Below are 26362 nucleotides of genomic sequence, written 5' to 3'. Positions count from 1 at the left end.
GCTATTTCAGTCCCTCCAGGATGACATCCACCTTCTGCGGATCCAGATTCTCATAGTACCTGTCGCCGATCTGCATCGCCGGTGCGGTGCCGCAGGAGCCGAGGCATTCCGCCTCCACGAGCGTGAAGCGCCGGTCCGGGGTGGTTTCGCCCACCTTGATGGCCAGGCGGTTCTCGATGTGCGTGAGGATCCGTTCGCTGTTGCGGAGCATACAGGAAACGTTCGTGCACACTTCGATCTTGTGGCGGCCGACCGGCTGGCGGTTGAACATGGTGTAGAACGACACCACGCCAAACACGTGATGGTCCGGGATGCTCAGAAGGCGTGCGATGTACCGCATCCCGTCTTCCGAGATCCAGCCGTGCTCACCCTGCCACATCCACAGGGCCTCGAGGACCACTGCCTGGGGATGGGGGTAGCGCTTCTTCAGTTCGTCGATGCGCCGGAGATTCTCCTCCGACAAACGTGCCGCGTGTGTCTCGCTCATAGGGCCTTTGCTGTGGGGTGCACAGGCAGGGCGGCATGTGCCGCCCCCTGCGTGTCTTATTTATCTGCTTCACCCATCACAGGATCCAGACTGCCGATCACTGCGACGATATCAGAGATCATGCCGCCTTTCAGCATGATCGGGAGTGCCGAGAGGTTGCAGGTCGAGGGGGAACGGATCTTCATCCTCCAGGGATGGCCCGTGCCATCCGAAACGATGTAGAACCCCAACTCGCCTTTCGACGACTCGATCGCCTGGTAGACCTCGCCGACCGGAGGATTGATGCCCATATTGATGAGCATGAAGTCGTGGATCAGCTCCTCCATCTTCGTATAGGTGCGTTCCTTCCCGGGCAGCACCTTCTTGGTCTCGAACAGATTGTACGGGCCCTCGGGGAGTGCATCCAGCGCCTGCCGGAGGATCTTCGCGCTTTCACGGATCTCCGCGAGGCGCACATAGAACCGCGCCAGCGCATCGCTCTCGGTGAGCGTGATGACGTTGAAGTCGAGCTCGGGGTACACAAGGTACGGCTGGTCGCGGCGAAGGTCACGCGGAACACCCGCGGCACGGAGCACCGGGCCGGTCACGCCCCAGGCGATCGCATCCGCCGGAGAGATGTACCCGACATTCTCGCAGCGGTCGACGAAGATCTTGTTGCGCTGGAGGAGTGCTTCGACCTCCTTGAGGTCGGTCTCCATATGGTCCAGATACGTGCGGAGCATCGTGGTGCACTGCGGCACCCAGTCCTGCTGGAGGCCACCGATGCGGGCGTAGCTTGTGGTGAACCGTGCGCCGCAGAGGACGTCGTAGATGTCCAGCAACTTCTCACGCTCGCGGAAGGCCCAGAGAAGGATCGTGAGCGCACCCACATCCATCGCCATACTGCCCACGCCGACGAGGTGCGAGGCAATGCGCGCCATCTCGCACACCAGCACACGGATGAACTGGGCGCGGCGGGGAGCCTCGATGCCGGCGAGTTTCTCGACCGCCAGCACATACGCAACGTTGTTCGACAGCGGCGAGAGGTAATCCAGGCGGTCGGTGTGCGGGATGAACTCGTGATACGTGGAGCCTTCCGCGATCTTCTCGTAGCCGCGGTGCAGATAGCCGAGTTCCGGAACGGCAGCGAGCACCGTCTCCCCATCCAGCTTGATGAGCAGCCGGAGCACGCCATGGGTCGCAGGGTGCTGCGGACCCATATTCAGGATCATCGTATTATCGAGCGGGTCGTCAAGAAGGACCGCAGTATCCTGATCTTCCAGCGCTGCCAGGATCTGGCTGCGGCGTGGTTCGTGTGATGATTTTGCTGGCACGGATGATTTCCGATGGTCGTGATTCAGGTGACGGTCCCCTGTCAACGCCGGGGCAGTGGCAGAGAGTCGGGTATCCCCATGGTCGGGAAATCCTTGCGCAGGGGGAAATGCTCGAACTCCTCGGGCATGTACATCCGGCGCAGGTCGGGATGCCCCTTGAACGTGATGCCGAACATGTCGAACGTTTCACGCTCGTGCCAGTTCGCCGACGCCCAGATGCCGGTGACGCTGTCCACGACCGGCGGGTCCGCATCGACGGGCACACGCAGCCGCACATAGCGTTTGTGCGTCAGAGAGTAGAGGTGATAGACCACCTCGAACCGCTGCTCCGCCCGGAAACGGTCCACCGCCGTGATGTCGATGGCCATGTCCACCGCGAATGCCGGGTCGGACTTGAGCACATTGCAGACGGTCAGCAACCCGGACGCGTGAACGATGATCGTGAGTTCACCACGGAACTCCGATGTACCGGCGATGGCATCCGGACAGAGTTCCTTGAGACGGTCGAGCACGGCCTGGGTCATGACGCGGATTCCGGGATGAAGATCTTTTCATTGCGTGCACTCTGTCGCCCGTCTGTTCGCGCTGCACCTTCTTCTGCAATTCCATGAGCGCGTTCAACAGGGCTTCGGGGCGCGGCGGGCAGCCTGCCACGAACACGTCGACCGGGATGAACTGGTCGATCCCCTGCACGACGGAATAGGAACGGAACATGCCGCCGGAGGAGGCACACGCTCCCATGGAGATCACCCACTTGGGTTCCGGCATCTGGTCGTAGATCTTGCGCACCACCGTGGACATCTTGTAGGTCACCGTGCCGGCGACGATCATCACGTCGCATTGGCGGGGTGTGAACCGCATGACCTCGGAGCCGAACCGGGAAATATCGAACCGCGGCGACGCCGTGGCCATCATTTCGATGGCGCAGCAGGAGATCCCCATCGGCATCGGCCACAGGGAATTCTTCCGCGCCCATGCGATCACCTGATCCAGTGTCGTGGTCAGGAACCCTTCACCCTGCAGATTGTCTATACCCATCGCTCCACCTTCCCTTCCCTCTCACGATTGTCAATCTTCCATTGACAATCGTCGATCCATCAATTGCCTGGCTTTCATCGCCAGTCCATCCCTCCCTTTCTCCACTCATAGATCAGCCCGATCACCAGGATCACGAGGAAGAACATCATCCCGATGATGCCTGCGGGGGCGAGCTGGCGGAAGACGACCGCCCAGGGGTACATGAACACGATCTCGATATCGAAGACGATGAACAGCATGGCCACCAGGTAGAACTTGACCGAGAAGCGTTCGCGGGCCGTGCGGACCGGCTCCATGCCGCTCTCATAGGTGGAGAGTTTCTCTTCTGTCGGTTTGCGGGGGCCGAGAAACCGGTTGATGTTGGCGAACACGACCCCGGCAACGACGCCGATGAGGATCATGATCGCTATCGGAATGTATTGTTCCATTGCTCCAGCCACGCGTTCGGGGAGAAAACACGCCTTTAGGTACGAAATGTACCGAAAACGGCCACGAATGTCAACGAATCGGGGGGACCATTGCCCCTCCGGGAACACCGCTCCCTACAGGATCCAACGATCCCCCCGGATGATGTAGTTCCATACCCCGGGCAACGTATGATGCCCGGGACCGGCTCTTAGCTGATCCCTTCGTACATATTATCGATCAGATGGCCATACCGTTCTTCGATCACCTTCCTCCGCACCTTCTGGGTGGGGGTCAATTCCCCTTCCTCGATGGAGAATTGCTTTTCCAGGAGGGTGAACCGCCGCACGCGTTCGTAGTTCGCCATGTCTTTCTGGATATCGTTGATCTCGGTGTCGATCAGGTCATTGATGGACGGATCCTTCACCAGGTCGGCAATGGAGGTATACGGGATATTGCGGGAATCGGCGTATTCCTTCAAGGAGTCGAAATCCGGCACGATCAGCGCCGTCAGGAACATCCGCCTGTCGCCGATGAGCATGAACTGCTCGATGTACTTGCTCGAAAGGAAGAGGTTCTCGATCGGCTGGGGAGCGATGTTCTTGCCCCCCGAGCTCACGAAGAGATGCTTCTTCCTGTCAGTGATGTGGATGAATCCCTCGGAGTCGATGAGGCCGATATCGCCGGTGTGCAGCCAGCCGTCCTCGTCGATCGCCTGGCGGGTCGCTTCCTCATTATTATAGTAGCCCTTCATGATGTTCGGCCCGCGGGCCAGGATCTCACCGTCCCCGGCGATCTTCACCTCCACACCCGGGATGGCGTGGCCGACAGTTCCGAACTTATAGCGGTTGATCTGGTTCACGGAGATGACCGGTGAGCTCTCGGTAAGGCCGTATCCCTCGATGATCGCCAGGCCGACAGCCTCGAAGAACTCCCCGAACTCCTTGCCGAGCGCCGCACCGCCGGACACAAAGAAGCGCATCTTGCCGCCGGTGCGCTCGCGCAGTTTGGAATACACGAGAGCGTTGGCGATCGCGCGCTGGAGCCGGAGGAAGAGCGGCACCGACCCCGCACGCACGGCGCGCGCATAGCGATGACCGACGTCGATCCCCCAGTAAAAGATCCTCTTCTTAAGAGGCGAGCCGGCGTCCACCTGCTTGATCACCCTGCTATAGATGCGTTCGAAGAGCCGTGGGACCGTCGTGATGATCGTGGGATTCACTTCCAGCATATTGTCGCGCACGGTATCCACGCTCTCGGCATAGGCGATGGTCGCCCCACAGGCCAATGCCGTATAGTACCCGGCCATCCGCTCGAAGGTGTGGCTCAATGGGAGGAATGACAACATCGTATCGGCCGGGCCGAAATCGATCACCTGCGCAGAGCTGATGACATTGCTCACCAGGTTGTTGTGGGTGAGCATGACGCCCTTCGGGACCCCTGTGGTGCCCGATGTATAGATGATGGTCAGCAGGTCGTCGGGCTTCACCTTCGCAATGCTCTTTTCCAGCATCTCCGGATGGTCGGCCCGGTACCGGGCGCCTTCCTCCATGACGGAGGTCCAGCCCACGGTATCCGGTTCGGGGATCGGCCCCTTCTCGACGATGAGGATCACCTTCTCGAGGGTCTTGATCTCCGGATAGGCGCGCATCACTTTGTTGAGCTGGAACTGGTTGGAGACGATGGCGAGCTTCACCCCGCATCATTGAAGATGAACTCGATCTGTTTCGAGGTCATCGTGGGGTACAGCGGCACATCCACCGCCCCGAGCGCGACGATCGCCTGATCGGCGATGATCCATTCCGGCCGGTTCTCGGACACGATCGCGACACGGTCGCCGCGTTCGACGCCGAGCGCCGCCAATCCGTTCGCGAATGTTTCCACGCGCGCATGCAGGTCACTGTAGCTGATCCCTTTGTACGAGCCCTCTGACTTATACCGCACAACGGGGCGCGTTTCACCAGCGAACTTCGCAGTCAGCCTCTGGAACAACTCCGGGATCGTACGGAACTCGACCGCAACTGCCATGAGGGGATTCCTGCTTGTGTGGAGGAGAGGGGGTTAGGCACCCCATAATAGGGCAGGCATGTTACAAATGCAAGGCGGCGGGATCATCTTCGTGAGAGCGGATCGCGGTGTGGTCAAATGTGACCAGCGCATGAATGATGTAAAGTCATGTGACGAAAGACGCAAATATTAACTTGACTTCTCTCCCACATGCTCGTATATTTTTTCCGCCAGTCTCAAGCAATGCTGAAATTGATTACTGGAAGTGTAAGCTATTACAGGCCTTTTTGAGATCGCCATCAGTGCCGGATCCTCGGGTCTTCGGAATGTCAGCAGAGGTTTCCATTCCAGCTACAGACACCACTACAGGCCGGCGAATCACCTGTTGTTGACATCGAGCTCATGCTTCTCCGTTCCGCATCCAGGACGGATGTGGTTGATTGTTCTTGATTCTCGCATACGTTCAGGGAGTCCTTTACATGGCACGCAAGGAAACGATGACCGGTTCCGCCCAGACAACCCGCTATGCTTCTCCGATCCCCCCCGCATTTCCGATGAACGAATCCGTCATGGACCTCGCCCTTGATTGCCGCGACTATTACGGCGAGAACGAGCTGGCAGCGGATGTCCTCCGGTCGAAGTACCTTGCACCCTCCGAGCAGGGGCCGATGCATCTGTGGGACCGCATCGCACGCGCCGTTGCATCGGTCGAACAGACGAACAAAGATGAATGGCACAAACGGTTCCTCGAGATCCTGTTCGACTTCACGTTCGTGCCGGGCGGACGCGTGATGCATGGTGCCGGACGCGAAGATGCACGCCGCCGCCCCACCCTGTCGAACTGCTATGTGATCCCGATCGAAGAGGACAGCCTCGAAGGTATCTATCGCGCCCTGAGTGAATCCGCCATGGTCTACAGGACCGGTGGTGGTGTGGGTGTGGACCTCTCCATGCTGCGGCCCGAGGGGGCCCAGGTGAACGCAACGATCGATCATTCTCCCGGCGCGACCGCGTTCATGAACCTGTTCAGCGAAAGCACGAACACGGTGTCGCAGGCAGGCCGCCGCGGCGCCCTCATGCTCACGATGCGTGTCGACCATCCCGATATCGAGCACTTCATCACGATCAAGAACGACGCACGGCGCACACGCGTCCAGTATGCGAACATCAGCGTCCTCATCACCCATGAATTCATGGACGCCGTCAGCAACGACCGCCCCTTCGAGCTGCGCTGGAACGGCAAGGTCTACCGCACGATCAACGCGCGCGAGCTCTGGTTCAAGATCGTGAAGAACGCCCATGCCTCGGCGGAACCCGGCATCATCTTCTGGGATACGATGCGGGATCATCACAATGTGGAGTACGCGAACCCGCTGGTCAGTACCAACCCGTGCGGCGAGCAGCCTCTCGCCGCCTACACGGCATGCAATCTGGGGAACATCAACCTCAGCAAGTTCGTGGATGCTTCAGGACAGTTCGACTATGAGCGCCTCGCCGAGGTGGCCCGCGTGGCAACGCGCTTCATGGACGACATCATCGAATACAACATGGACAACCACGCGCTGGACAAGATCAAGAAAGCCGTGGCGTCCGACCGCCGTATCGGGCTCGGTATCACCGGCCTCGCCGATGCGCTCATTCTGATGAAGATCCGCTACGATTCGCAGGCGGCCCTGGATGAAACGGACCGTATCATGCGTGTCATCCGCGACGAGGCGTATCGCACCTCCATCGCCCTGGCCCGGGAAAAGGGCGCCTTCCCGCTCTTCCAGTGGGAAGGGTTCTCACGCAGCAAGTTCATCCAGGGCCTCCCGGCCGACATCCAGGCCGATATCAAGAAGTACGGCATCCGGAACAGCACCGTGCTGACCGTCCCGCCCGTCGGGACCGGCTCCATCGTGGCGCAGACCAGTTCCGGTATCGAGCCGGTGTTCTGCACGAGCTACCGCCGCCGCGTGAAGAATCACGACGGCGAGACCTTCACCGAATATAAGGTCTATCATCCGCTGGTGAAGAAGCTCTTCGGCGATGATGTGAGCCTGCCCGATTTCGTCGTGACCGCCCACGACATCGACCCGTATTTCCGGGTGAAGATGCAGGGCGTGATCCAGCGCTATGTGGACAGCAGCATCTCCTCGACCGTGAACCTCGCCGAAGATGTCTCCGTGGAGACCGTCGGGGATATCTACATGACGGCATACAAGGCAGGGTTGAAGGGCATCACGGTGTACCGCGAAGGAAGCCGCGAAGGCATCCTGCAGACCGAAGAGTATGTGAAGAAGCAGGCCGCGCAGGAAGCGGCACGGGCCGCGGCACCCCATCCCGTGGTGAAGGGACCCCGCCAGCGCCCGAACCGCACCCACGGCGTCACGGAACGGGTGAAGACCGGCGAAGGCTACCTCTACGTGACGGTGAACGAGGATGAGAACGGGATGTGCGAAGTGTTCACGACCATCGGCAAGGCGGGCGGGAATGCGGCAGCACAGAGCGAAGCGATTTCGCGCCTGATCTCGCTCGCCCTCCGTTCAGGCATCGAAGCACGTGAGGTCGTGAAGCAGCTCAAAGGCATCTCCGGACCGTCGCCGGTGTGGGACGGCCAGGGCGGCATGATCATGTCGACGCCCGATGCCATCGGCAAGGTGCTGGAGCGCTATCTCGAGGAACGTGATGCGATCGTGGCGGGACGCATCGTGCAACCTTCATCCGTGCAGGCCACCCCGCCGTCACCGGCACATGTGCATGCACCGGTCCACGCGAACACGACCGTCACACGCTCCACCTGCCCCGAATGCGGCAGCACGGTGGAACATGTGAGCGGGTGCGTGGTGTGCTACCAGTGCGGATGGTCGAAGTGCTGAAGGGGCTGTACGAGAGAAGAGCGAAGAAAGAAGCAGTGCCGTGAAATACGAAAAGGGCAAGAGAAGCGGAATCTCTCTTGCCCTTTTCCCTATGCAGGCCCTGCCCCCGTTCCCTTCTCCTGCTCCCTACGTCCTTCTCCCTTGCATCACAACGCGCCCTTCACCAACTTCTCGAACTCCTGCTCCGTCACCGACCCGACGTGCTTGCTCAGGATGTTCCCCTTCCGGTCCACGACGAACGTCGTCGGGATCCCTTCGATCCCGCCGTACAGATCCGCGAGCGCACCGTCACCGATCACGATGGGATAGTTGATCGGGTTCTTCGCCAGCCACGGCTTCACATCGTCCCACCCCCCGCGGTCGAGGGAAATGCCGACGATCTCAACACCCTTCGCCTTGTACTTGTCATAGACCTTCATCATGCCCGGGATCTCACGGCGGCACGGACCGCACCACGTCGCCCAGAAATTCACGATCACGACCTTTCCCTGGAGCTGCTTCAGCTCAACGGTCTTCCCGTCGGCCGTCTTCAGTGTGAAGTTCGGCGCGGGATCGGCGGCGAGAGCAATGCCGGCGGTGAAGCCCAGGAGCAGGACTGCGGAAGCAAGGATATGGAACAGTTTCATGGACACCTCATCAGGATAATGACTGTTGAATGGACGACCCGTGCGACCTGTACCGTATGAACACTGATACGACTACCGGCGTTCCTTGCCCAGTTTTTTCACGTATGGTTTTCCCCAGGAATCCATGAACGCCACAACCTTACCCGTATCATAGCCCTTGCCCGACTCGAGTTCGCCGGTGTTCTGCGAGTGCAGGAGCATGCCGTTCTCGTCCAGGACGAACAGGTGGGGGTAGCCGGAGATCTTCGGGAACCCCGAGAGGAATCGCTCGTTCTTCTGCTGGGGGCTATAGTGCACTTTGACGACCACGAAGCCCTGGTGCAACTGGTCCGCCAGATCGGGGTTCTTCATGAACAGCGTGTCGAGCCTGTGGCACCAGATGCACCACTCGCCGCCGACGTCCAGGAGGATCCGTTTCCCGGTACGCTTCGCTTCACCCATCGCGACCTTCACGTCGGCCTCGGGATCCCGCGCGGGGTCGAACTTCTCCACCGCCGCGGCCTTCACACCCTTGCCGGACCCCTGTGCCCGGAGGGAGCCGGTCCACACCACCACGCACAACGCAAGCACCACCAACGCAAGCCCCTGCTTCATCGCATCTCTCCTCATTGACCATCCACTGTATTCGACTCGTCCCTTTCGTGCGCCATCAACCCACAAGGCCCGGCATTCCGGACGCACCGGCCCTGATCAGAGCACATCATGAAATGTACGAAGGGAGGGGACATGATGCAACCCGGTCGGGAAGCGGAGTGCGGGGTGACCACTGCCGGACCGGTGGCGAATGTGGGGTGACCAGCGCCGGACCGGTGGCGGAATGCGTCGTGATGGCGGCCATATCGATTGTAGGGGCGGTGCATGCACCGCCCCTCCATGCGGAAACGCCGCTATTCGTAACGGAGGCTCTCTACCGGATCCACGGCAGCTGCCCGGCGCGCCGGGAAGTAACCTGCCAGCAATCCGATGACCATGAGGACCCCACCCGTCAACAGCATCGTTCCCACGGAGAGGATCGGTTTGCCCAGGAATCGCATCGCCCCATCATCCGAAGGGAGGAGCTGTACGATGGCGATGACACCCCAGGATATGAACATGCCGAGGGCCCCGCCGATCACGGCAAGAAGGAGGGCTTCAAAGATGAACTGCGCATGGATGTGACGGCGCCGGGCGCCGACGGCCAGCCGGATGCCGATCTCGCGCGTCCGCTCCTTCACCACCACGTACATCACGTTGGCGACGCCGACGCCGGCGATGAGCAGGGTAAGGAACCCGACGCCAAAGAGGAACATCGCCACGCCCGTGCCGATCTTCCGGCTCATCTTTTCGCCTTCAATGAAATCCCAGATGAACAGGGTTCGTTCATCATCAGGGTGGAAATGATATTTCCGCGCCAGCACCCGGAAGATCTCCTTCTTCACTTCCTCCTGGCGTGCCGGGTCGCCGGGCCGCACCACGAGAGAATTCACATACTGCCACCCGAACATGGTGCGCATGGTCGAGTTCGGCATGATGGCCCGACGGCTGTCCGGACCGTTGTTCATACTCGTCTGGATCTTGTTCTGGATGATGCCGATCACCGTGAACGGCACCCGCTCCAGCATCACGGTCTGTCCGACCGGGTCCTGGGTGCCAAAGAGGTCTCTGGCGATCTCATCGCCCAGGACGAGAACACGCCGCTGGCCGGCCACATCCCTGTCGTTCAGGAATCGCCCGCCGGCCGCCGGATACATCCGGCGCATTTCTTCAAACGCAGGGTCGACCCCCTCACATTCCGTGTTCGTGGAGTTCTTCCCGACAGCGAGGCGGACGCCGGCCCGGTACTGCGCGGTGACCTCGGCGATCGAGGGAATGGCCGCGAGCAGCAACGGTGCATCCTCTTCGCTGAGCCGGATGCGCCTCCCCTTCGGGACCCCGTCATACGCCATACCGGTCTCACCGCCGTAGAGGATCATGATCTGGTTCCCGGCGTTCATCAGACCATTCAGCATCTGCGTGCCGAGGCCCTCACCGAACGAGAGGAGCAGGACCACGGCGATCGTCCCCCACGTCATCGCCATGATGGTCAGGAATGCCCGCGTCCGCTGCGAGTTCAGGTCCTGGAGAAAATCGTTGAACAATTCACGCCACATGATGTTCCGGTCCTCTCAGGTGCGCAGACAGTCGACGATCGTGAGATTGGCGGCGCGGCGTGCGGGCATGAGCCCGGCCAGAAGGCCGACGACCGCAAGGACCGCCGCAGTGACGAGCGCCACCTCGATGGAGATCTCGGGAGCCCCAACGAACTCACGGATCGGGATCTGCTGGAGCGCCTGGGTAATGCCGTAGGCGATCACGAACCCGACCGAGGAGCCCAGCAGGATGATGAACATCGTTTCCATGAAGAACTGCATGATGATGTCCCGCTTCCTCGCCCCCACCGCCCGTTTGATCCCGATCTCCCTGGTCCGTTCCTGGACCACGATATACATGATGTTGGCAACACCCAATCCGCCGACCGCGAGCGTGAAGCTGCCGATGATCCCCATGAAGATGTTGAACGCGAGAAAGAACACGAACAGGAACTCCTCCATCTCCGCCGTGTTCCAGATGAACACGGCATCCTTGTCCGCCGGGTCGAACTTGTACTTGCGCCCCAGCACCGCGCGAACGTCCTCCATCGTGGCTTCCGAACGCATCGGGTCCTTCGTGGTGAGGACGATATTGCTCAGCCCCGACTCCCCGAACACCGCGGCAAAGGTCGTGGAAGGGATGAAGACCCGGTCCGCATCACGCCTGTTGTACGATGAATTCTGGATCTTCTTCTGCATCACGCCGATCACGGTGAACGGCACAGCGCCGACGTACACCAATCTGCCGATCGGGTCGGTCTCACCGAACAGCAGCCGGGCGGTCTCGTCGCCCAGCATGGTCACGCGCCGGCGCTCCTTGACATCGAGGTCGTTGATGAAACGCCCGCCGGGCGCCGCGATGATGTTCCGGATATTGGCGTAGACGGGAATGATGCCGGAGATCGCCGGATTGATGATATTCTCACCCACGCGGACGGAGGTCTCGTTCCGCATGTACTCCGGACTGATCTCCTTCACATCCGGGACCTGCGTCATGATCAGGCGCACATCCTCTTCCCGCAACGGGATGGGGCGGTCGACACCAAATCCCTGCCACGGCTTCGTCGTCCTGCCCGGCCAGAGGATCGCGACGGATTCGCCGATGCCGTGCATATTGATCGAGAGCTGCTTCTTGAAACCCATGCCAAAGGCAAGAAGGACCACGATCGCCACGGTGCCCCAGATGATGCCGAACACGGTGAGCGCGGTGCGGAGCTTCTGTGCACGCAGATCGCGGATGAACTCCCGGAGCGTATTGAGCACGCCGCTCATTCGATCTTCTTCACCGGTTTCTCGAGGATCTCCTGGCCGAGCGCCAGGCCCGACAACACTTCGATCCTGATCGCATCGCTCAACCCGGTCGTGATCTGCCGCTCTTCTTCGCCGGACGTGCCGGCCGGGATCTTGACGAATGCTGAATCGTTGCGGAACGTCACACACCGCTCGGGGATCGTGAGCACGCTGTCCTTGCGCTGGATGAAGATATTGGCATTCGCCGAAAAACCCGCACGGAGGGTGGCATTGCTCCCCCGCGGAACGGTGACCTCGATCGGGAACACGGTGGCAGCTTCCTTCTTCTCGGCCTTGAGGGAGATCTTGGAGAGTGTCCCGGCGATCTTCGCCAGCGGCAGGGCACCGATCTTCAGTTCCGCCTCCATCCCCTCGCGCAACCGGCCGACATCGATCTCGTCCACAGAACCCTTGAACACCAGCCGCTCCATGTTCGCCATCTTCATCAACACGGTGCCTTCCTGATAGGAGGTCAGGGGGGTGACGGGATCACCGACCTCAACCGTCTTGCTCAGGACGTAGCCATCGATGGGAGCCTTGATGATGGACTCGATGTGGGTATTTTCGATGGTCACCTTCCCGCTTTCGAACAGCGCCAGGCGCTCGCGGGAGATCTTCAACTGCAGCTGGGCCTCGTTGAACTTGCGCTCGAACTCTTCGTACTCCCTGTCGGAAGAAAGCTCTTTCTTCTTCAGCGATTCCTGCCGGACCTTCTCTTTGGTCAAATTCACCATCTCCACCTCGCGGAGCTGGACCTGCCGTTTGGCATCTGCCAGCTCCAGCGGCGTCGGATCCGGTTTCACCTCCAGCAGAGGCTGCCCGGCCTTGACGAATGCTCCCGCATCGGCGAAGATACGGCTGACCACCCCCGACACCTTCGATTTCACGGAGATCTCATTCTCCGGCTCGATGGTGCCGACGGCAAGGGCCTTATCGACGATATTGTCGCGGGTGACTTTGATCCGTACCGGGCCTCCATCGGCCTCACTGTTGGAACGCCCGAAAACCAGGTAGGCCGCTCCTGCCAGGGCAACGACGACAACTCCACCCATGATCAGACGGGATCTCTTCATGTGCAAACCTCCGGGGAAACGCAGGAAAAGGGATCGGTAACTACCCCTCCTTGTACGGGCAAAAAGCGCCTCCGGTTGCGGTTTCGTAGAACTCCAGGGCGGGTTTTTGTGTTACAGACCCATATGGGGGGTCCCTCCGCGGTTGGCTTGCTTCCAGCTGGAAAATCCGCTATAATCGGGACACCAATTCCACCATCCCTGTACCAATCACCAATGTGAGACATCCATGATCACCGTTGGACAGCAGTTCCCTGACTTCAACCTCGATGCGTGCGTTTCCCGCGAGAAGGGGAAGGAATTCTCATCCGTTTCCTACTCCGAGATCCAGAAGCAGAAGAAGTGGCTTGTCATCTTCTTCTGGCCGAAGGATTTTACCTTCGTCTGCCCGACCGAGATAAAGGGATTCAATGAGAAGTTCTCCGAGTTCCGTGATCGCGATGCGGTCCTCGTCGGCGGCAGTACCGATACCAGGAATGTTCATCTCGCATGGCGGAACAGCCATGCGGACCTGAAGGATCTGAAATTCCCGATGGTCGCCGATCATGCCAAGACCCTGACCACGGCCCTCGGGATCCTCACCGGCCCGGAACAGGTCGCACTGCGCGCGACCTTCATCGTGGATCCGGAAGGGATCATCCGCTGGGTCAATATCAATGACCTGGACGTCGGACGCAACGTGGACGAGACGATCCGCGTTCTGGACGCGCTCCAGACCGATGAGCTCTGCCCCTGCAACTGGCAGAAGGGCGAAGAAGTCCTTCACCCCTGATCCATGAGCACGAACACCGATCCGTCCCCCCCCCGCAGACAAAGCGGGGACGGACCTGTTCTCCGGCCGTGCGACCGGCAACTGTCCTGAACCAGAATGGCACCCATGGAAGAGACCCGTACAGACCTGCTGGCCGACCTTGGCCTGGCAGATGCATCGTACCCCGCGTTGACCGCCTTCGTAGCGGGAGACCACAAGTATATCCGTGACCTTCGCATCAATCTGAAGAACACGATCGGATCGGTCAATCTCGGTGGAAAGAAGCAGGCGTATCTCATCGCCCTCGCCGTGGCCGCCAACGAACGCGCCGCGGATCTTGCGGCATCCTTCTCCGCTTCGGCGAAGAATGAAGGCGCCACAGATGCCGAGGTCGCCGAAGCCTATGCGATCGCCTCCCTTCTGGCGACGCTCAACGTGTTCTACCGGTTCCGTCACTTCACCGACAACAAGCAGTATGAGACCATGCAGGCCGGGATCAAAATGACGATCATGGCGCGGCCGGTGCTCAGCAAGATGTTCTTTGAGCTCACCTCCCTCGTCGTCAGTGCCGTCAACGGTTGCCAGTCCTGCGTCAACAGCCACGAGATCGCCGTCCGCAACGAGGGGGGCACTCCGGAGCTCATTTTCGATGCGATCCGCCTTGGTGCTGTGGTCCGCGGACTGTGCGTGGCTCTGCACGCCGCACCGCCTGCAACGATCTGAAGCCTCCGGCGGAAAGTCCTGAGCCATGGCACAGGACGATCCGCTGGAAGCATTTCACCCCCTGGTGCGCCGATGGTTCCGGCGCGCCTATGGTGACCCGAGTCCGCCGCAGCGGCTCGGATGGCCCCCTATTGCCGCAGGCGAGAACACCCTCATCCTCGCCCCGACCGGGTCCGGTAAGACCCTCGCATCATTCCTCTGGGCCATCAATCACGTCGTCGAACAACTGCTCGACGCCCCGCTCGCTCCCGGCATCCGCATTCTCTACGTTTCACCGCTGAAAGCCCTCAACAACGATATTGCGCGTAACCTCGAAGCCCCGCTCGCAGGCATCAGAAAAGAAGCGCTGGAGGAAGGCATCGCCCTGCCGCCGATCCGCACGGCAGTGCGCACCGGGGACACGTCGACGCAGCAGCGCCGCGCCATCGCCACCGATCCACCGCATATCCTGATCACGACGCCGGAATCGCTCTACCTGATGCTGACGTCCCCGGTGACCCGCATGATCTTCCGCACACTCCAGTACGTGATCGTGGACGAGATCCACGCCGTGTGCGGGAACAAGCGGGGCGTCCACCTGTCGCTTTCCCTCGAACGGCTCCAGGAGATCGCGGACCAGGAATTGGTGCGCGTGGGACTCTCGGCAACGCAGCGGCCGCTCGAACGCATCGCGGAATTCCTCGGAGGGTTCGCGCCCGACCCGGGAGCACGGAAGGCTCTCTCCCACGCCCGGTCACGATCGTGGATGCAGGCAGGCGCAAAGAGATGGACCTGCAGGTGATCTGCGCACCGGATGACTTTTCTCTGTTACCGCAGGACAGCGTGTGGCCGCTGGTCTTTGATGAGATCATGGAGGACATCCGGTCGCACCGGACGACGCTCATCTTCGTGAACAACCGCCGTCTCGCGGAACGCGTGGCCGCCGCCCTGAACGAGCGGCTGACGGAGGTTCCCGGCCCGGTGACGCAACTCTACAATGTTCCCCGGTCCACCGCTTGGTCCGATCCGGACCATGCCCCGCAGCCCGTGGCGGACATCCCCCAACTCGTCCAGGCGTACCACGGCAGCATGTCGCGCGAGGCCCGCGAGGAAATGGAGCAGAAGCTCAAGGCCGGTGAACTCCGCGCACTGGTGTCCACCTCCGCACTGGAACTCGGTATCGACATCGGGACCGTGGACCTGGTCATCCAACTGCAGTCGCCACACGGGATCGCCCGTGGGTTGCAGAGGGTGGGCCGGTCCGGTCACCTCGTGAGCGCAACGAGCAAGGGACGCATCTACGCCAGCCACCGCGAAGACCTGGTGGAATCCATGGTCGTGGCCAGAGCAATGGCAGAGCATGAGGTGGAGATCACAACGATCCCGCAGAACTCGCTGGATGTCCTTGCACAACAGATCATCGCCATGGTCGCTGTGGAGCCGTGGCCTGTGGACAGATTGTTCAGCGTTGTCCGCCGCTCGGCATGCTACCACACGCTTTCACGTGATCTGTACATGCGGGTCCTGGACATGCTCGCGGGGCGCTTCGCTCACGAAGCGTTTCGAGACCTCCGGCCACGGATCTCCTGGGATCGCGTGAACAATATGCTCGCAGCGCTGCCCGGAACGCGCCATCTCGCGACGACGAGCGGCGGCACGATCGCGGACCGTGGCTATTTCGGTGTGTACCTGGAGGATGGACGCACACGGGTCGGCGAGGTCGATGAGGAGTTCGTGTATGAGAGCCGCACGGGTGACACGTTCCTTCTCGGTTCAAGTGTGTGGCGCGTCATGGACATCGACGCGAACCGCATCATCGTGTCGCCTGCGCCGGGCCAGCCCGCGAGGATGCCGTTCTGGCGTGGCGAAGGGATCGGCAGAAGTTTTGAACTGGGAAGCGAGATCGGTGCGTTCCGGCGCGAATTGGAGGCACGGGTCGACACGGCAGGCGCCCTTCCCTGGATCCAGAAAGAGTACCCCGTCGACCCCCGCGGCGCGTGGAACGTGCTCGAATACGCCCGACGCCAGAAGGAGGCCACCGGCTGCCTGCCGACGGACCGTCACCTCATCATTGAATCATTCCGCGATGAAGTGGGCGACCCGCGCGTCGTTGTGCATTGCTGCTTCGGCCGACGGGTGAACGGACTTCTTGGCCTGTACCTGGCCCATGTCATGGCAACCCGCACGGGCGTCGAACCGCAGATGCTGTACAACGACGATGGCATCCTGCTCCGGTGCCACGACGCCGACGAGATCCCGGTCGATCTCTTTGCGGGGCTCGTCCCGGAAGACGTGGAGCAGTTCGTCCTCGACGAGATCCTCCATGCCCCGCTGTTCGGGGGCCAGTTCCGGCAGAATGCCGGCCGGGCCTTGCTGATGCCGCGCGCCATGCCGGGCAAACGCACCCCTTTGTGGCTCCAGCGGCTCCGTGCGACCGATCTGCTCCATGCGGTCCGGCAGTTCGAAGATTTCCCGATCGTGATCGAGACGGTACGCGAAGTGTTGAACGACGTGCTGGACTTTCCGCGGTTCCGGGAGCTCCTGCGGCGGCTCGTGGATGGCTCTCTGACGGTTTCCACCGTGCACACCGAATTCCCCTCGCCCTTCGCGGCAGGACTCCTGTTCGATTTCATCGCCGTGTACATGTATGAATGGGACCAGCCCCGGCAGGACCGCCAGAGCCAGTACCTCACCCTCAACCGTGAACTGCTTGCATCGGTGGTCGACATCGAGGCGGTGGGCTCGCTGATCAAGCCCGAAGCGATCGCTGATGTGGAATCGGCACTGCAGCACGCACGGGAAGGATACCGGGCCCGCACGCCAGAAGAATTGATGGAACTGCTCGTGCGGCTCGGCGATCTTTCAGAAGAAGAGGTCGCTGAACGCGTGGAGGGAGATGCGCGGGCGATGCTCGAAATACTCGCCGGCAACGGGCGTGCGGCGCGGACGGACAGTACTCCAACGCCACTCTGGATCGCCGGGGAGAACAGCGCACAGTACGCCCGGATCACGGACGACGAAGCCTCGGCGGCAATACTTCGCAGGTTCGTGGAGCACCACGGGCCCGTCAGCACATCGGAGCTGGCACGGCGCTATGGCTTTTCCGAAGACCGCATCCACCGCGCAACGACACGCTGGACGAACGACCGTTCCATGGTGAAAGGGCGGTTCCGCCCTGCGCCGGAAGGGCGAACGGCGGAACAGGAATGGTGCTACAGGCCGAACCTGGAGACCATCCACAGGCGTTCGATCATCCTTCTCAGGAAGGAGATCCATCCCTGTACCCTTCCCGAATTCACCCGTTTCGCTATCGAATGGCATGGCGCGGTCCAGCCCCCGGCGTCAGCGGACCCGGTGCATGCACTCGAGCTCACATTGGACCATCTTGCCGGGCTTTCGCTTCCGGCGGAGTACTGGGAGATGCACGTGCTTCCGGCGTATCGCGCGAAGCATCCGCACCCGGACGCGCCCGCGCTCCCTGCGCTGCCGGGGTTCGTCTGGTGCGGCGATGGTCCCGGAAAGCTGCGCGTATTCCGACGTGGAGAGGGGGCCGTGTTCCTCGAGCCCTCCGATCCCTCATTGCTGGAGAACTTGAACGAGGCACCTGGGCGCGTCTACCGCTTCCTGAAAGAGAACGGTGCGTCGTTCCTGCAGGATATCCGCAATGGTTCCGGACTCACCCTCGCTGCGCTCAACGCCGCCCTCGCCGAGCTCTTCTGGTCGCGGCTGATCACCAATGACGATCTCCCGGAGATCCTGGCACTCAAGCGTGCAACCCGATCGGATGGCAAGGAACCGGTCGAGCCGGTGCAGGTGATCGGGCCGCATTCGCGTCGCCGTTTTGCCCCGATCGTTCAGCATGCACGCAAGGCGTTGCGCGATGTGCCCGGCTGGAGCGGCCGCTGGTCGATCCTCCACCTTCCCGCCGTGCTGGGCCCCGCTCTGGATCCGGCGGAACGCGCCGCACGGCGCGTGGATGTGCTCCTCGCACGGCATGGCGTTCTTGCCCGGGAGTTCTGCCGGCGGGATGAGATCGCGCTCTGGCCGGAACTGATCGGAGAGTTGCAGCGCCGTGAGATGCGCGGCGAGATCAGGAGGGGGTATTTCGTGGAAGGGCTTTCGGGAATGCAGTTCGCCGTACCCGAAGCGGTCGACCGGATCAGGCGTGTCCGCGGAGAAGCCCCGGGATCGCGGATCGTCATGCTCAATGCCTGCGATCCGGCGAACCCGTACGGCAACGGCATCGACCTGCCTTTCGCAGGCGCCCGGAATGTCCGCACCCCCTCAACCTACTGCGTGTTCGCGGGTGGAACGCCCGTGCTCCTCGCTGAGCTGAACGGCGAGCGGCTCTTCAGCGCACCCGACGCCGATGGAGAGATGCTGATGGAGGCGCTGCGCTCGCTGATGGCATTGACGAAACGGCCGTCGGAGATCCGGCCCTTCCGGCAGATCCATGTGCGCTCCTGCAACGGCACCACGCCAGGAACGGATGCCCTCGCCGGACTTCTCGCAGAACTGGGATTTGTGCGCGACGCGGGACAGACGTACCGGTACGAGGGGTTTGCCTGAGGGAGTTCACTGCGCCTTGCGCGCAACCCACCAGGTCTTGAGTTTTCCGAACTCCGGGGCGAAGCTGAATGCAAAATCGTGCACTTCCAGAGGCGTCAATCCTGCAGCCCGCAGTGCGGTCAGCATTTCCTTCCGCGTAAAGCACCGTTCCTCAACACGCTCCGTTTCGATCCTTCCCCCCCTGGCCTCCGGATAGCGGACCGTCACTGCCGAATGCGCACGCCGCCGCGACGGGGCATAGCCATTCTTCAATTCAAGGATGAACTCCGGGTGCGTCTCGGTGATCGGTCCGTGCCAGAGTTTCCGGTAACACCGCTCGGTGTTCGTGTCGAATGCGAGGAGCCCCCCGGGAAGAAGTGCACGCGACGCTGATACGCAAAAGGCCTTCAGGTCGCGCAACGTGAGAAGATGGTTGACGGAATCGAAGCATGAGGTGATGAGGCCGGCCGGGGTCGCCAGCGTGAAGTCCCGCATGTCCTGCACGTCGAATGTCACCGCTGCACCCGCGGCCGCAGCCTTCTTCCGTGCCTCAGCGATCATGCCTGCCGAGGCATCGGAGCCACTCGCGGCCCAACCGCGTTTCGCCAGTTCGAGGACAAGTGTCCCGGTGCCACAGGCGACATCGCAGTGGATGCGTGCCGGTGGGACGTGGCGAGCAACCGAGGCGAGCAACCGGGGGAGGATGACCGACGTGAATTCCGGACCGTGCAGCGTTTGCCACCGGTCATAGATCCCGCACAGCGCTGTGTATCCCGCTTCCATAGCGGCCGTGCTAGGCGGTACGTGCCGGTACAGGTGCGCCGGACATGAGGGCGATGAACTCGCGGAACAGATAGTCGCTGTCATGCGGCCCCGGAGAGGCCTCGGGGTGATACTGCACCGAGAACGCCGGCAAGGAACGATGGCGGATCCCCTCGTTCGTCGTGTCGTTCAGATTGAGATGCGTGATCTCGATCGCCGACTGGTCAACGGAATCCGGATCCACGGCAAAGCCATGGTTCTGTGACGTGATCTCGATGATCCCCGTGCGCAGGTCCTTGACCGGATGATTGCCGCCACGGTGTCCGAACTTGAGTTTGTAGGTCTTCGCGCCGAGCGCGATCGACAACAACTGATGGCCGAGACAGATACCGAAGATCGGCACGCGGCCGAGGAGCGCCTTGATATTCTGGATCGCGATGGTCACCGGGGCAGGATCGCCGGGGCCATTGGAAAGGAAGACACCGTCGGGTTTCATGGCAAGCACTTCGGCGGCAGGGAAGCCGGCCGGGACGACCGTTACCGAGCACCCGAAGGCCGTAAGCCGGCGGAGGATGTTGTACTTGATCCCGTAATCGTACGCAACGACCCGGAAGCGGCGTCCGGGATCGATCCCCTGCACGCCAAGCGCGAACGGCGTGGTATCCGTCCCCTTCCACTCGTACGACCTGTCGCAGGTGACCTTCGTCGCCAGATCAAGCCCGTTCATCGACGGCACCGAGGCGACCTTTTCCAGAAGGCGCTTGTCGTCCAGCTCCGTGGTTGACAGGACACCACGCAAAGCGCCTTGCGTGCGGATCATGCGCGTCAACATGCGCGTATCAATGCCCTGCACCGCCGTGATGCCGTGCCGCGTAAGCCAGTCACCCAGCGAGGAGGACGAGCGGAAATTGCTGTGGGTCTCGGTGTACTCCTTCACGATCACACCTGCCACCCGGGGGCCGGATGACTCCATATCCTCGTCGTTCACACCATAGTTGCCGATGAGTGGATACGTCAGTGTGACGATCTGTCCGCTGTAGGAAGGATCCGTGTAGATCTCCTGGTACCCGGACATACTTGTGTTGAAGACCACCTCACCCGAGATCTCCCCGGCCGCGCCGAAGGATTCGCCAGTGAATACGGTACCATTTTCGAGAGCCAGTTTTGCTTTCAATGCCCTGTCCTGAATAATCCACAGACGATGCGCACAGTTGTGCCGGCATGTGCCCCTGCCGTCCTGACATACGGGACCGACATATTGCTAATCGATTGATTTATAAGCGATTAGCGACATGCCGGTCATGGTCACACAACAGGATCCTGTGGACAACTATGTGGATAACACTGTTGATAACTTCTTTAGAACGGAAGGTCTTCCTTGCTCGCCTCCGTTTGCGGCGCCCCATCGGAGACCGGAAATGCGTCCGCACCATCACCTGCACCGCGGCTACCGCCACCGTCCAGCATGATCATGTTCGCTGCGACGATCTCCGTCATGTACTTCTTGGTGCCTGTGTTCTTATCATCGTAGCTGCGGGTCTGGATGCGCCCTTCGATATAGATCTTCTTCCCCTTCTTGAGGTACTGCTGGCAGATCTCCGCGAGTTTGGACCAGGCCACAATGTTGTGCCACTCGGTCCGCTCCTGGGGATTCCCCTCCTGATCTTTCCAGGATTCGTTCGTCGCAAGTGAGAACGTTGCGACCGGCAACCCGGCACCTGTGTAGCGGATCTCGGGATCCTTTCCCAGGTTTCCGATCAGCATCACCTTATTGAGGCTCTTGGCCATCGCAATTCCTTTCTGAAGAGTGACGTATGCTAATGATTATCGGGTTCTTTGTCAAGCAACCCGCCGGTACCGCGCGGATCCGGAATGATATGAAGAGCCCCGGGCGTCAGGATGTACACCTTGCCTCCCGCACAACACAGGGAGAGGACAGCTCCCGCCGGTTCACCCGTCACATCGGCGACCGCCAGGCGGAGCACCGGCCGGTGGGAGGGATCGAAGAACAGCAGGTCCGTCCCATCCGCCACCACGATCCCGCGTTCGTCTCCGGCGATCCTAGCCGGTGCGCGCACCAGGCCATCGGCAAGCATGGAGAGATAATTGCCGAAGAGATCGTACACAAGAATGCGCGGCGGATCGAGGACATACACCTGATCTCCGGGACCCATCTCCACCTGCACAGGGTGGTCCAGCTTCCCTGCCCCACCTCCAAACCCCCCGAAGGAGCCTTCCATCCGGTTCGACGCATCCACCTTCACGATCCGGTTGTTCTCCGTGTCACAAATATACAGCGTCCCGAATCGAGAAACGGTGACATCCGCCGGATAGCCGAAGGAGATCGCATTGTCATCGGACGTGCGCGACGACAGGGACGACACATAGGTCAACGTCCGGTCGAAGCGCTGGATGCGGTGGTTCCCGAAGTCCGCCACGTAGATGTCCAGCCCGTTCTTTGCCCAGATCCCTGCCGGCTGATCGAAACTTCCACCTTCCCACCCCTGCCCGCCGACAGTGGCCAAGGCTTTCAATGCCGGATCGTACAGCGTGAGCGTGCCCCGTTCCCGATCCAGCACGAACACATGCCCCGCCACATCAACGTCCACGGCGGTTCCAATCATCGCGATCGTGTGCGCGGGCTGGGCGATGCCCGTACGGACGCACGCCGACGCGGCGAGGGTGAGACACATCAGGATGCGCGGAACATTCACAGGGGCACTCCTCATACCATCCGGTGGGGATCGCTCATGAGCCCGCACGGCTCTGTCAGTAGTACACCACAAGTCCCTCTTTTCCGAAGCAGCGGTACCGGTCCATTGCTCTAATGTACTGAGTCCCCGGCCAAGATGAAAGCCGCCGGCATTGCTCACCGTGCCTTCAGAGCGATCAGGTTCGCCATCAGGCGGTACACACCCGGATGATAGTTCATGAGTTGCGACTGCAGGTCAGCAGCAACGAGCGTGATCGATCCATTCCCGACCGGATAATTCGCGATGAGCCTCACCGACCCGTCCGCGGCCGCCATGATCACCTTCCCGTCCCCGCGCGAAGAGACGATCTCCTCGAAGGCCCGTGTCTCTACCCATCCGTCCCAATCCACCTGCACGATGGTGTTCGGGGCGGTCACGGCACCGTTCCACGGCGAGGTCACCGGACTCCCGGGCGGGACCGGATCCCTCCCACGGAATGAGGCGCCGAAGGTCTCGCCGAGCCATGCGGCCCCACCCCCGCGTTGCGGGAAGATCACGGCATGCCCGCCGTTCCGTATCCAGGATGCGATCCCCCTCCGAACCACCGCGGTGGACACCGTATCGGACAGGTAGTCCCGGTCGATAAGCAGAGTCGTTGACGGATGTGTTCCGGTTTCCACGCCCTGCGCCGCCAGATCAGCCCGGGGCTGGCCGGCGATGCGCAGCACCTCTTCGAGGGGAGAATCGAAGATCGAACTCAGCAGTCCGGCGCGCACGCTCGAATCTGCTCTGACACTGAACGCCCGCGCCGTGACGGACCGCTTCCCGCCGCGCCCGGACAGTTCCAGCAACAACAGCCTGCCGTCGGTCGTCTTCGCCGTTTCACCCGGCAGATAGAGGGTGTCAACGATCTTTTCGTCCTTACGGGTGAACTCCACAGGGAGGTGATCCGGCTCCCCCGTGGTGTCCGAGAGGACCAGGTCTCCCCGGAACCTGTCACGCGAGATATTCTGCAACTCCACGATCACCGGCGTGGAAGGGGCATCGTACACCAGCGGTGTGCGCAGGGTGAATGTCCGGCGCGGACCGAACCGCAGCCGCACGTCTCTCCGGTACATGTAGCTCAACTCGCGGCGGGGGTTCTTATGGATGACCACGAAGGGAAAGACCGTCTCCATCCGCGACTGGGAAAGTCCGAACTCACTTGCCGGGACCGTGTACTGGACCTCGGTCGGGGCAAGGATGTTGAACCTCGATGCGGTGTCGAGCGGGAAGAAGTAGCCGATCTTTTCGTTCACGGTCCATTCGCCGGAGACCGCGAGAGGGAAAATGATGATGGTCTCCCCCTTCCCCCGCGTAGCCGGGTCAGGGGCAACGGAAAGAAAGAAGATCTGATCGGCGGTCAGCACGCTGTCGCTTGCGCTGAACGGGAGCGAGATCCCGCGTACGGCACAGCGGAGATCTTCGAGCGCCTCTTTCCATGCGATGGCGATCCGGCGTTCTCGCCGCGCAAGGACCTTCTTCTGCTGAACGATCGCATACTCCGTTGACGCGATGAGCGGGAGGAGGTCCTTCACTGCAACAGAACGGATCCCCCGGGCATTCGTCCGGACCGCAGCCCGGGCCCCCTGTGCAACGCTCCGCAGGTGGGTGCCGGGGTCCGACAGTTCAAGGCCGATCTTCTCGGGAGGCGTCGCTGGTGCCGTCAGGGCCCCGTTGGTGATCTCGTGATACGAGGATGCCCTTCCGGCCCATCCCCGGATGCGCAAGCGGAGTGTCCGGTACAACGCGCCCGCCGCATCGGCCATTGTGGATGGTGTTGTATGCAGGAGGGGGTGACGGAGGGTATATGCTGCGGGAACGCGGGCCGAAGGCCGTGCGGCGTACAACCGCGACACCGTCCACGGGAGAAGGCCTCTGCTCATCGATGTATCGCGTGACCCTGCAGCGACGCTCATGGCCTTTCGCACGGTCGACAGTGCGACGGTATCTCGGGCAGACATGCGCCCTGCCGGCCCACGCGGGTCGGCCGTCAGCACGATGATATCGGGCTGGACGGTGCGCACGGCTTCCACAAGCCGTTTCGTCGCTCCGGTGGAATCCCAGAACTGCGCAAGGTCGGTCCAACGATCCGGGGCGGCGGCATCGGGTGCATTGATGAACCACGCCTCCGCATCGAGGAGGCGGGCAGCCCGGTGCGCTTCCAGCTTACGTTCGCCGGTCATCCAGACGGGATACTGCGACAGGGTATCGCCTGCCGTAGCTTCGCCATTGGTCAGGAATGTCACGGCAGTGCGGAAGCCCTGATGCGCCCTCAGGTAAGCGAGCAGTGCGGGATCTTCGGAGCCGGGCTCCGGGGCGACCACCATCACGACGACCGGGGTCGTGATATCCAGGCTGCGCTGATGGACGGCGCGGGCTCCGTCGCGGGGAAAGTAGGGGGAATCCTCCCCTGCCGGGGCGGGGTTCCATGTCGTGGCCAGCAGCAGGAGGGCGCCGAGCCACCGTGCGCCGGCGATCGCGTGTCGTTTCATACGTTGGGATCCATGGTTCGGCCCGGAGCACATCCCGGGATGTCACAGTCTAAGATGACAGAAGGCCGACATGGTCTCCATGTCGGCCTTCTGCACGTCACTGATGCTGCGAATGCCGGATCAGAGCCCGACCTTCAGCGTGATGATGTTGCTGGCATCGAAGTACTTCATATGCCGGTAGGCGTAATCGAACGTCAGATCGAGTTCGCCCGTGTTGTAGTGAACGCCGGCACCCACCGTGAAGTCGTACAGATACCCGCGCTGGCCGAGCGCATCGTTCGTCGAGTGGCCGGGCATGGTGTAGCCACCACGCACGAACAGCAGATTGTCGAACGAGTACTCGAGGCCCAGGTTGTACTCATCTTCCTGGTAGTTGTTGTTGCGGAAGAGGCCGCCAACGGTCGCCAGGTTCTGATCATCGAACTTGTGCGTATAACCAAGGCCGATCTCCAGGCTGGAGGGCATTTCGTTGGATGCTGCTTCCACTGCATAGAACTGCGTGCCACGCAGGCCGGTTGCGGACGCACCCTGCTGGAGCAGGTTGGACCCGGCGAACTGCATGTTCGTACCGATGTTCTTCACCGCGATACCCAGATTCAGTCCCTGCGTACCGAGGTTCTGGTACTGGATACCGACGTTGAACGCGACACCCGACGCGCTCATCTCGAGGATGCGCTCGTTGACGAGGTTCGCGGTCAGACCGACAGAGATGCGGTCGGTGAGGGACTTCGAGTACGTCGCACCCAGGGTCAGGAATGTCGGCGAATAGGATTCGCCGGTCCCGTCCGGGAACGTGGTCGTGGTCACGGGGATCTTGCCGAATCCGATCGACTTGATGGAGAAGCCGATGGTGCCGAACTCGCCGGCTTTGATGCCGAGAGCTCCGTAGACCACGTTGATATCAGCGATATAGTTCATGGACGACATCATCGCCTCGACGCCGTTGGTCATCTTGCCGAGACCCGCAGGGTTCCAGTAGATGGCTTCGACGCCGGTGGAGAAGACCATGTATGAGCCGCCGACGGCGATACCTCGCGCGCCGACCGGGATCAGGAGTTCCTGCGCGCCGGCTGTACCGATACGGCTCCGGTTCTCAGCGTCTGCTGACCCAGCGACGAACACCGCGAGCAGCAGGCACAGGACCGACCGCACTAGTGTGTTCTTCATAAC

The 26362-nt window shown here is 61.4% G+C and carries 23 protein-coding genes; 5 read left to right on the top strand and 18 right to left on the bottom strand.

Annotated features, from left to right (window positions below):
• Window position 1: 1 nt before the first annotated feature.
• From nuoE to IPI01_04855, 7 genes are all read right to left on the bottom strand, one after another.
• Complete coding sequence (gene nuoE / locus IPI01_04885) at window positions 2-487, bottom strand: NADH-quinone oxidoreductase subunit NuoE (GenBank protein ID MBK7257134.1); 486 nt, start codon at window positions 485-487, stop codon at window positions 2-4.
• Window positions 488-543: 56 nt separating this feature from the next.
• Entirely contained in the window at window positions 544-1698 is a 1155-nt protein-coding gene (gene nuoD, locus IPI01_04880; GenBank protein MBK7257133.1) for an NADH dehydrogenase (quinone) subunit D, read from the bottom strand.
• A 143-nt stretch (window positions 1699-1841) separates the two neighbouring features.
• A complete protein-coding gene (locus IPI01_04875; protein MBK7257132.1) occupies window positions 1842-2324 on the bottom strand; it encodes an NADH-quinone oxidoreductase subunit C in 483 nt (160 codons plus the stop codon).
• Entirely contained in the window at window positions 2248-2838 is a 591-nt protein-coding gene (locus IPI01_04870; protein ID MBK7257131.1) for an NADH-quinone oxidoreductase subunit B, read from the bottom strand. Before IPI01_04870 ends, IPI01_04875 begins: the two co-directional genes overlap by 77 nt.
• Before the next feature lie 74 nt (window positions 2839-2912).
• Window positions 2913-3266 (bottom strand): NADH-quinone oxidoreductase subunit A, encoded by a 354-nt coding sequence (gene ndhC / locus IPI01_04865; protein ID MBK7257130.1) that lies wholly within the window; start codon window positions 3264-3266, stop codon window positions 2913-2915.
• Between the two features lie 188 nt (window positions 3267-3454).
• Window positions 3455-4894: a long-chain fatty acid--CoA ligase gene (locus IPI01_04860; protein MBK7257129.1), complete on the bottom strand. Its 1440-nt coding sequence runs from the start codon at window positions 4892-4894 to the stop codon at window positions 3455-3457.
• 41 nt (window positions 4895-4935) lie between these two features.
• A complete protein-coding gene (locus IPI01_04855; GenBank protein ID MBK7257128.1) occupies window positions 4936-5271 on the bottom strand; it encodes an AMP-binding protein in 336 nt (111 codons plus the stop codon).
• Window positions 5272-5729: 458 nt separating this feature from the next.
• Here IPI01_04855 and IPI01_04850 point away from each other — a divergent pair, with 458 nt between their 5' ends.
• Window positions 5730-8108 (top strand): adenosylcobalamin-dependent ribonucleoside-diphosphate reductase, encoded by a 2379-nt coding sequence (locus IPI01_04850; GenBank protein ID MBK7257127.1) that lies wholly within the window; start codon window positions 5730-5732, stop codon window positions 8106-8108.
• A gap of 146 nt (window positions 8109-8254) precedes the next feature.
• Here IPI01_04850 and IPI01_04845 read toward each other — a convergent pair whose 3' ends face one another.
• From IPI01_04845 to IPI01_04825, 5 genes are all read right to left on the bottom strand, one after another.
• Complete coding sequence (locus IPI01_04845) at window positions 8255-8734, bottom strand: TlpA family protein disulfide reductase (GenBank protein ID MBK7257126.1); 480 nt, start codon at window positions 8732-8734, stop codon at window positions 8255-8257.
• A 72-nt stretch (window positions 8735-8806) separates the two neighbouring features.
• A complete protein-coding gene (locus IPI01_04840; protein ID MBK7257125.1) occupies window positions 8807-9328 on the bottom strand; it encodes a thioredoxin family protein in 522 nt (173 codons plus the stop codon).
• A 293-nt stretch (window positions 9329-9621) separates the two neighbouring features.
• Window positions 9622-10863 carry an ABC transporter permease gene (locus IPI01_04835; GenBank protein MBK7257124.1) on the bottom strand — a complete coding sequence of 414 codons (1242 nt, stop codon included), beginning with the start codon at window positions 10861-10863 and terminating at the stop codon, window positions 9622-9624.
• A gap of 15 nt (window positions 10864-10878) precedes the next feature.
• Window positions 10879-12114 carry an ABC transporter permease gene (locus tag IPI01_04830; protein MBK7257123.1) on the bottom strand — a complete coding sequence of 412 codons (1236 nt, stop codon included), beginning with the start codon at window positions 12112-12114 and terminating at the stop codon, window positions 10879-10881.
• Window positions 12111-13205 (bottom strand): efflux RND transporter periplasmic adaptor subunit, encoded by a 1095-nt coding sequence (locus IPI01_04825; protein ID MBK7257122.1) that lies wholly within the window; start codon window positions 13203-13205, stop codon window positions 12111-12113. The genes IPI01_04830 and IPI01_04825 overlap by 4 nt, the downstream gene beginning before the upstream one ends.
• 226 nt (window positions 13206-13431) lie before the next feature.
• Between IPI01_04825 and IPI01_04820 the strand changes: the two genes are divergently transcribed.
• The 4 genes from IPI01_04820 to IPI01_04805 all read left to right on the top strand — a co-directional run bounded on the left by IPI01_04820 (window position 13432) and on the right by IPI01_04805 (window position 19224).
• Window positions 13432-13974 (top strand): peroxiredoxin, encoded by a 543-nt coding sequence (locus tag IPI01_04820; GenBank protein ID MBK7257121.1) that lies wholly within the window; start codon window positions 13432-13434, stop codon window positions 13972-13974.
• A 105-nt stretch (window positions 13975-14079) separates the two neighbouring features.
• Window positions 14080-14676, top strand: coding sequence for a carboxymuconolactone decarboxylase family protein (locus IPI01_04815; GenBank protein MBK7257120.1), 597 nt, complete (start codon window positions 14080-14082; stop codon window positions 14674-14676).
• A 25-nt stretch (window positions 14677-14701) separates the two neighbouring features.
• Window positions 14702-15457 (top strand): DEAD/DEAH box helicase, encoded by a 756-nt coding sequence (locus tag IPI01_04810; protein MBK7257119.1) that lies wholly within the window; start codon window positions 14702-14704, stop codon window positions 15455-15457.
• Window positions 15418-19224 (top strand): hypothetical protein, encoded by a 3807-nt coding sequence (locus IPI01_04805; protein MBK7257118.1) that lies wholly within the window; start codon window positions 15418-15420, stop codon window positions 19222-19224. The genes IPI01_04810 and IPI01_04805 overlap by 40 nt, the downstream gene beginning before the upstream one ends.
• A 6-nt stretch (window positions 19225-19230) precedes the next feature.
• Here IPI01_04805 and IPI01_04800 read toward each other — a convergent pair whose 3' ends face one another.
• The 6 genes from IPI01_04800 to IPI01_04775 all read right to left on the bottom strand — a co-directional run bounded on the left by IPI01_04800 (window position 19231) and on the right by IPI01_04775 (window position 26359).
• Window positions 19231-19986 (bottom strand): class I SAM-dependent methyltransferase, encoded by a 756-nt coding sequence (locus tag IPI01_04800; GenBank protein ID MBK7257117.1) that lies wholly within the window; start codon window positions 19984-19986, stop codon window positions 19231-19233.
• 10 nt (window positions 19987-19996) lie between these two features.
• Window positions 19997-21139: a glutamine-hydrolyzing carbamoyl-phosphate synthase small subunit gene (carA, locus tag IPI01_04795; protein ID MBK7257116.1), complete on the bottom strand. Its 1143-nt coding sequence runs from the start codon at window positions 21137-21139 to the stop codon at window positions 19997-19999.
• 185 nt (window positions 21140-21324) lie between these two features.
• Window positions 21325-21753 (bottom strand): single-stranded DNA-binding protein, encoded by a 429-nt coding sequence (locus IPI01_04790; GenBank protein ID MBK7257115.1) that lies wholly within the window; start codon window positions 21751-21753, stop codon window positions 21325-21327.
• A 29-nt stretch (window positions 21754-21782) separates the two neighbouring features.
• Window positions 21783-22679: an NHL repeat-containing protein gene (locus IPI01_04785; GenBank protein ID MBK7257114.1), complete on the bottom strand. Its 897-nt coding sequence runs from the start codon at window positions 22677-22679 to the stop codon at window positions 21783-21785.
• A gap of 155 nt (window positions 22680-22834) precedes the next feature.
• Window positions 22835-25192 carry a PIG-L family deacetylase gene (locus IPI01_04780; protein MBK7257113.1) on the bottom strand — a complete coding sequence of 786 codons (2358 nt, stop codon included), beginning with the start codon at window positions 25190-25192 and terminating at the stop codon, window positions 22835-22837.
• A gap of 120 nt (window positions 25193-25312) precedes the next feature.
• On the bottom strand, window positions 25313-26359 hold the full coding sequence (locus tag IPI01_04775; protein ID MBK7257112.1) for a PorV/PorQ family protein: 1047 nt from the start codon (window positions 26357-26359) through the stop codon (window positions 25313-25315).
• Between the last annotated feature and the right edge of the window lie 3 nt (window positions 26360-26362).

The sequence above is a fragment of the Ignavibacteriota bacterium genome (genome assembly GCA_016707525.1).
Taxonomy (GTDB): Bacteria; Bacteroidota; Ignavibacteria; order UBA10030; family UBA6906; genus JAGDMK01.
Note: the sequence above shows the minus strand (reverse complement) of the source record. Positions and strands in the feature narration are given on the sequence as shown.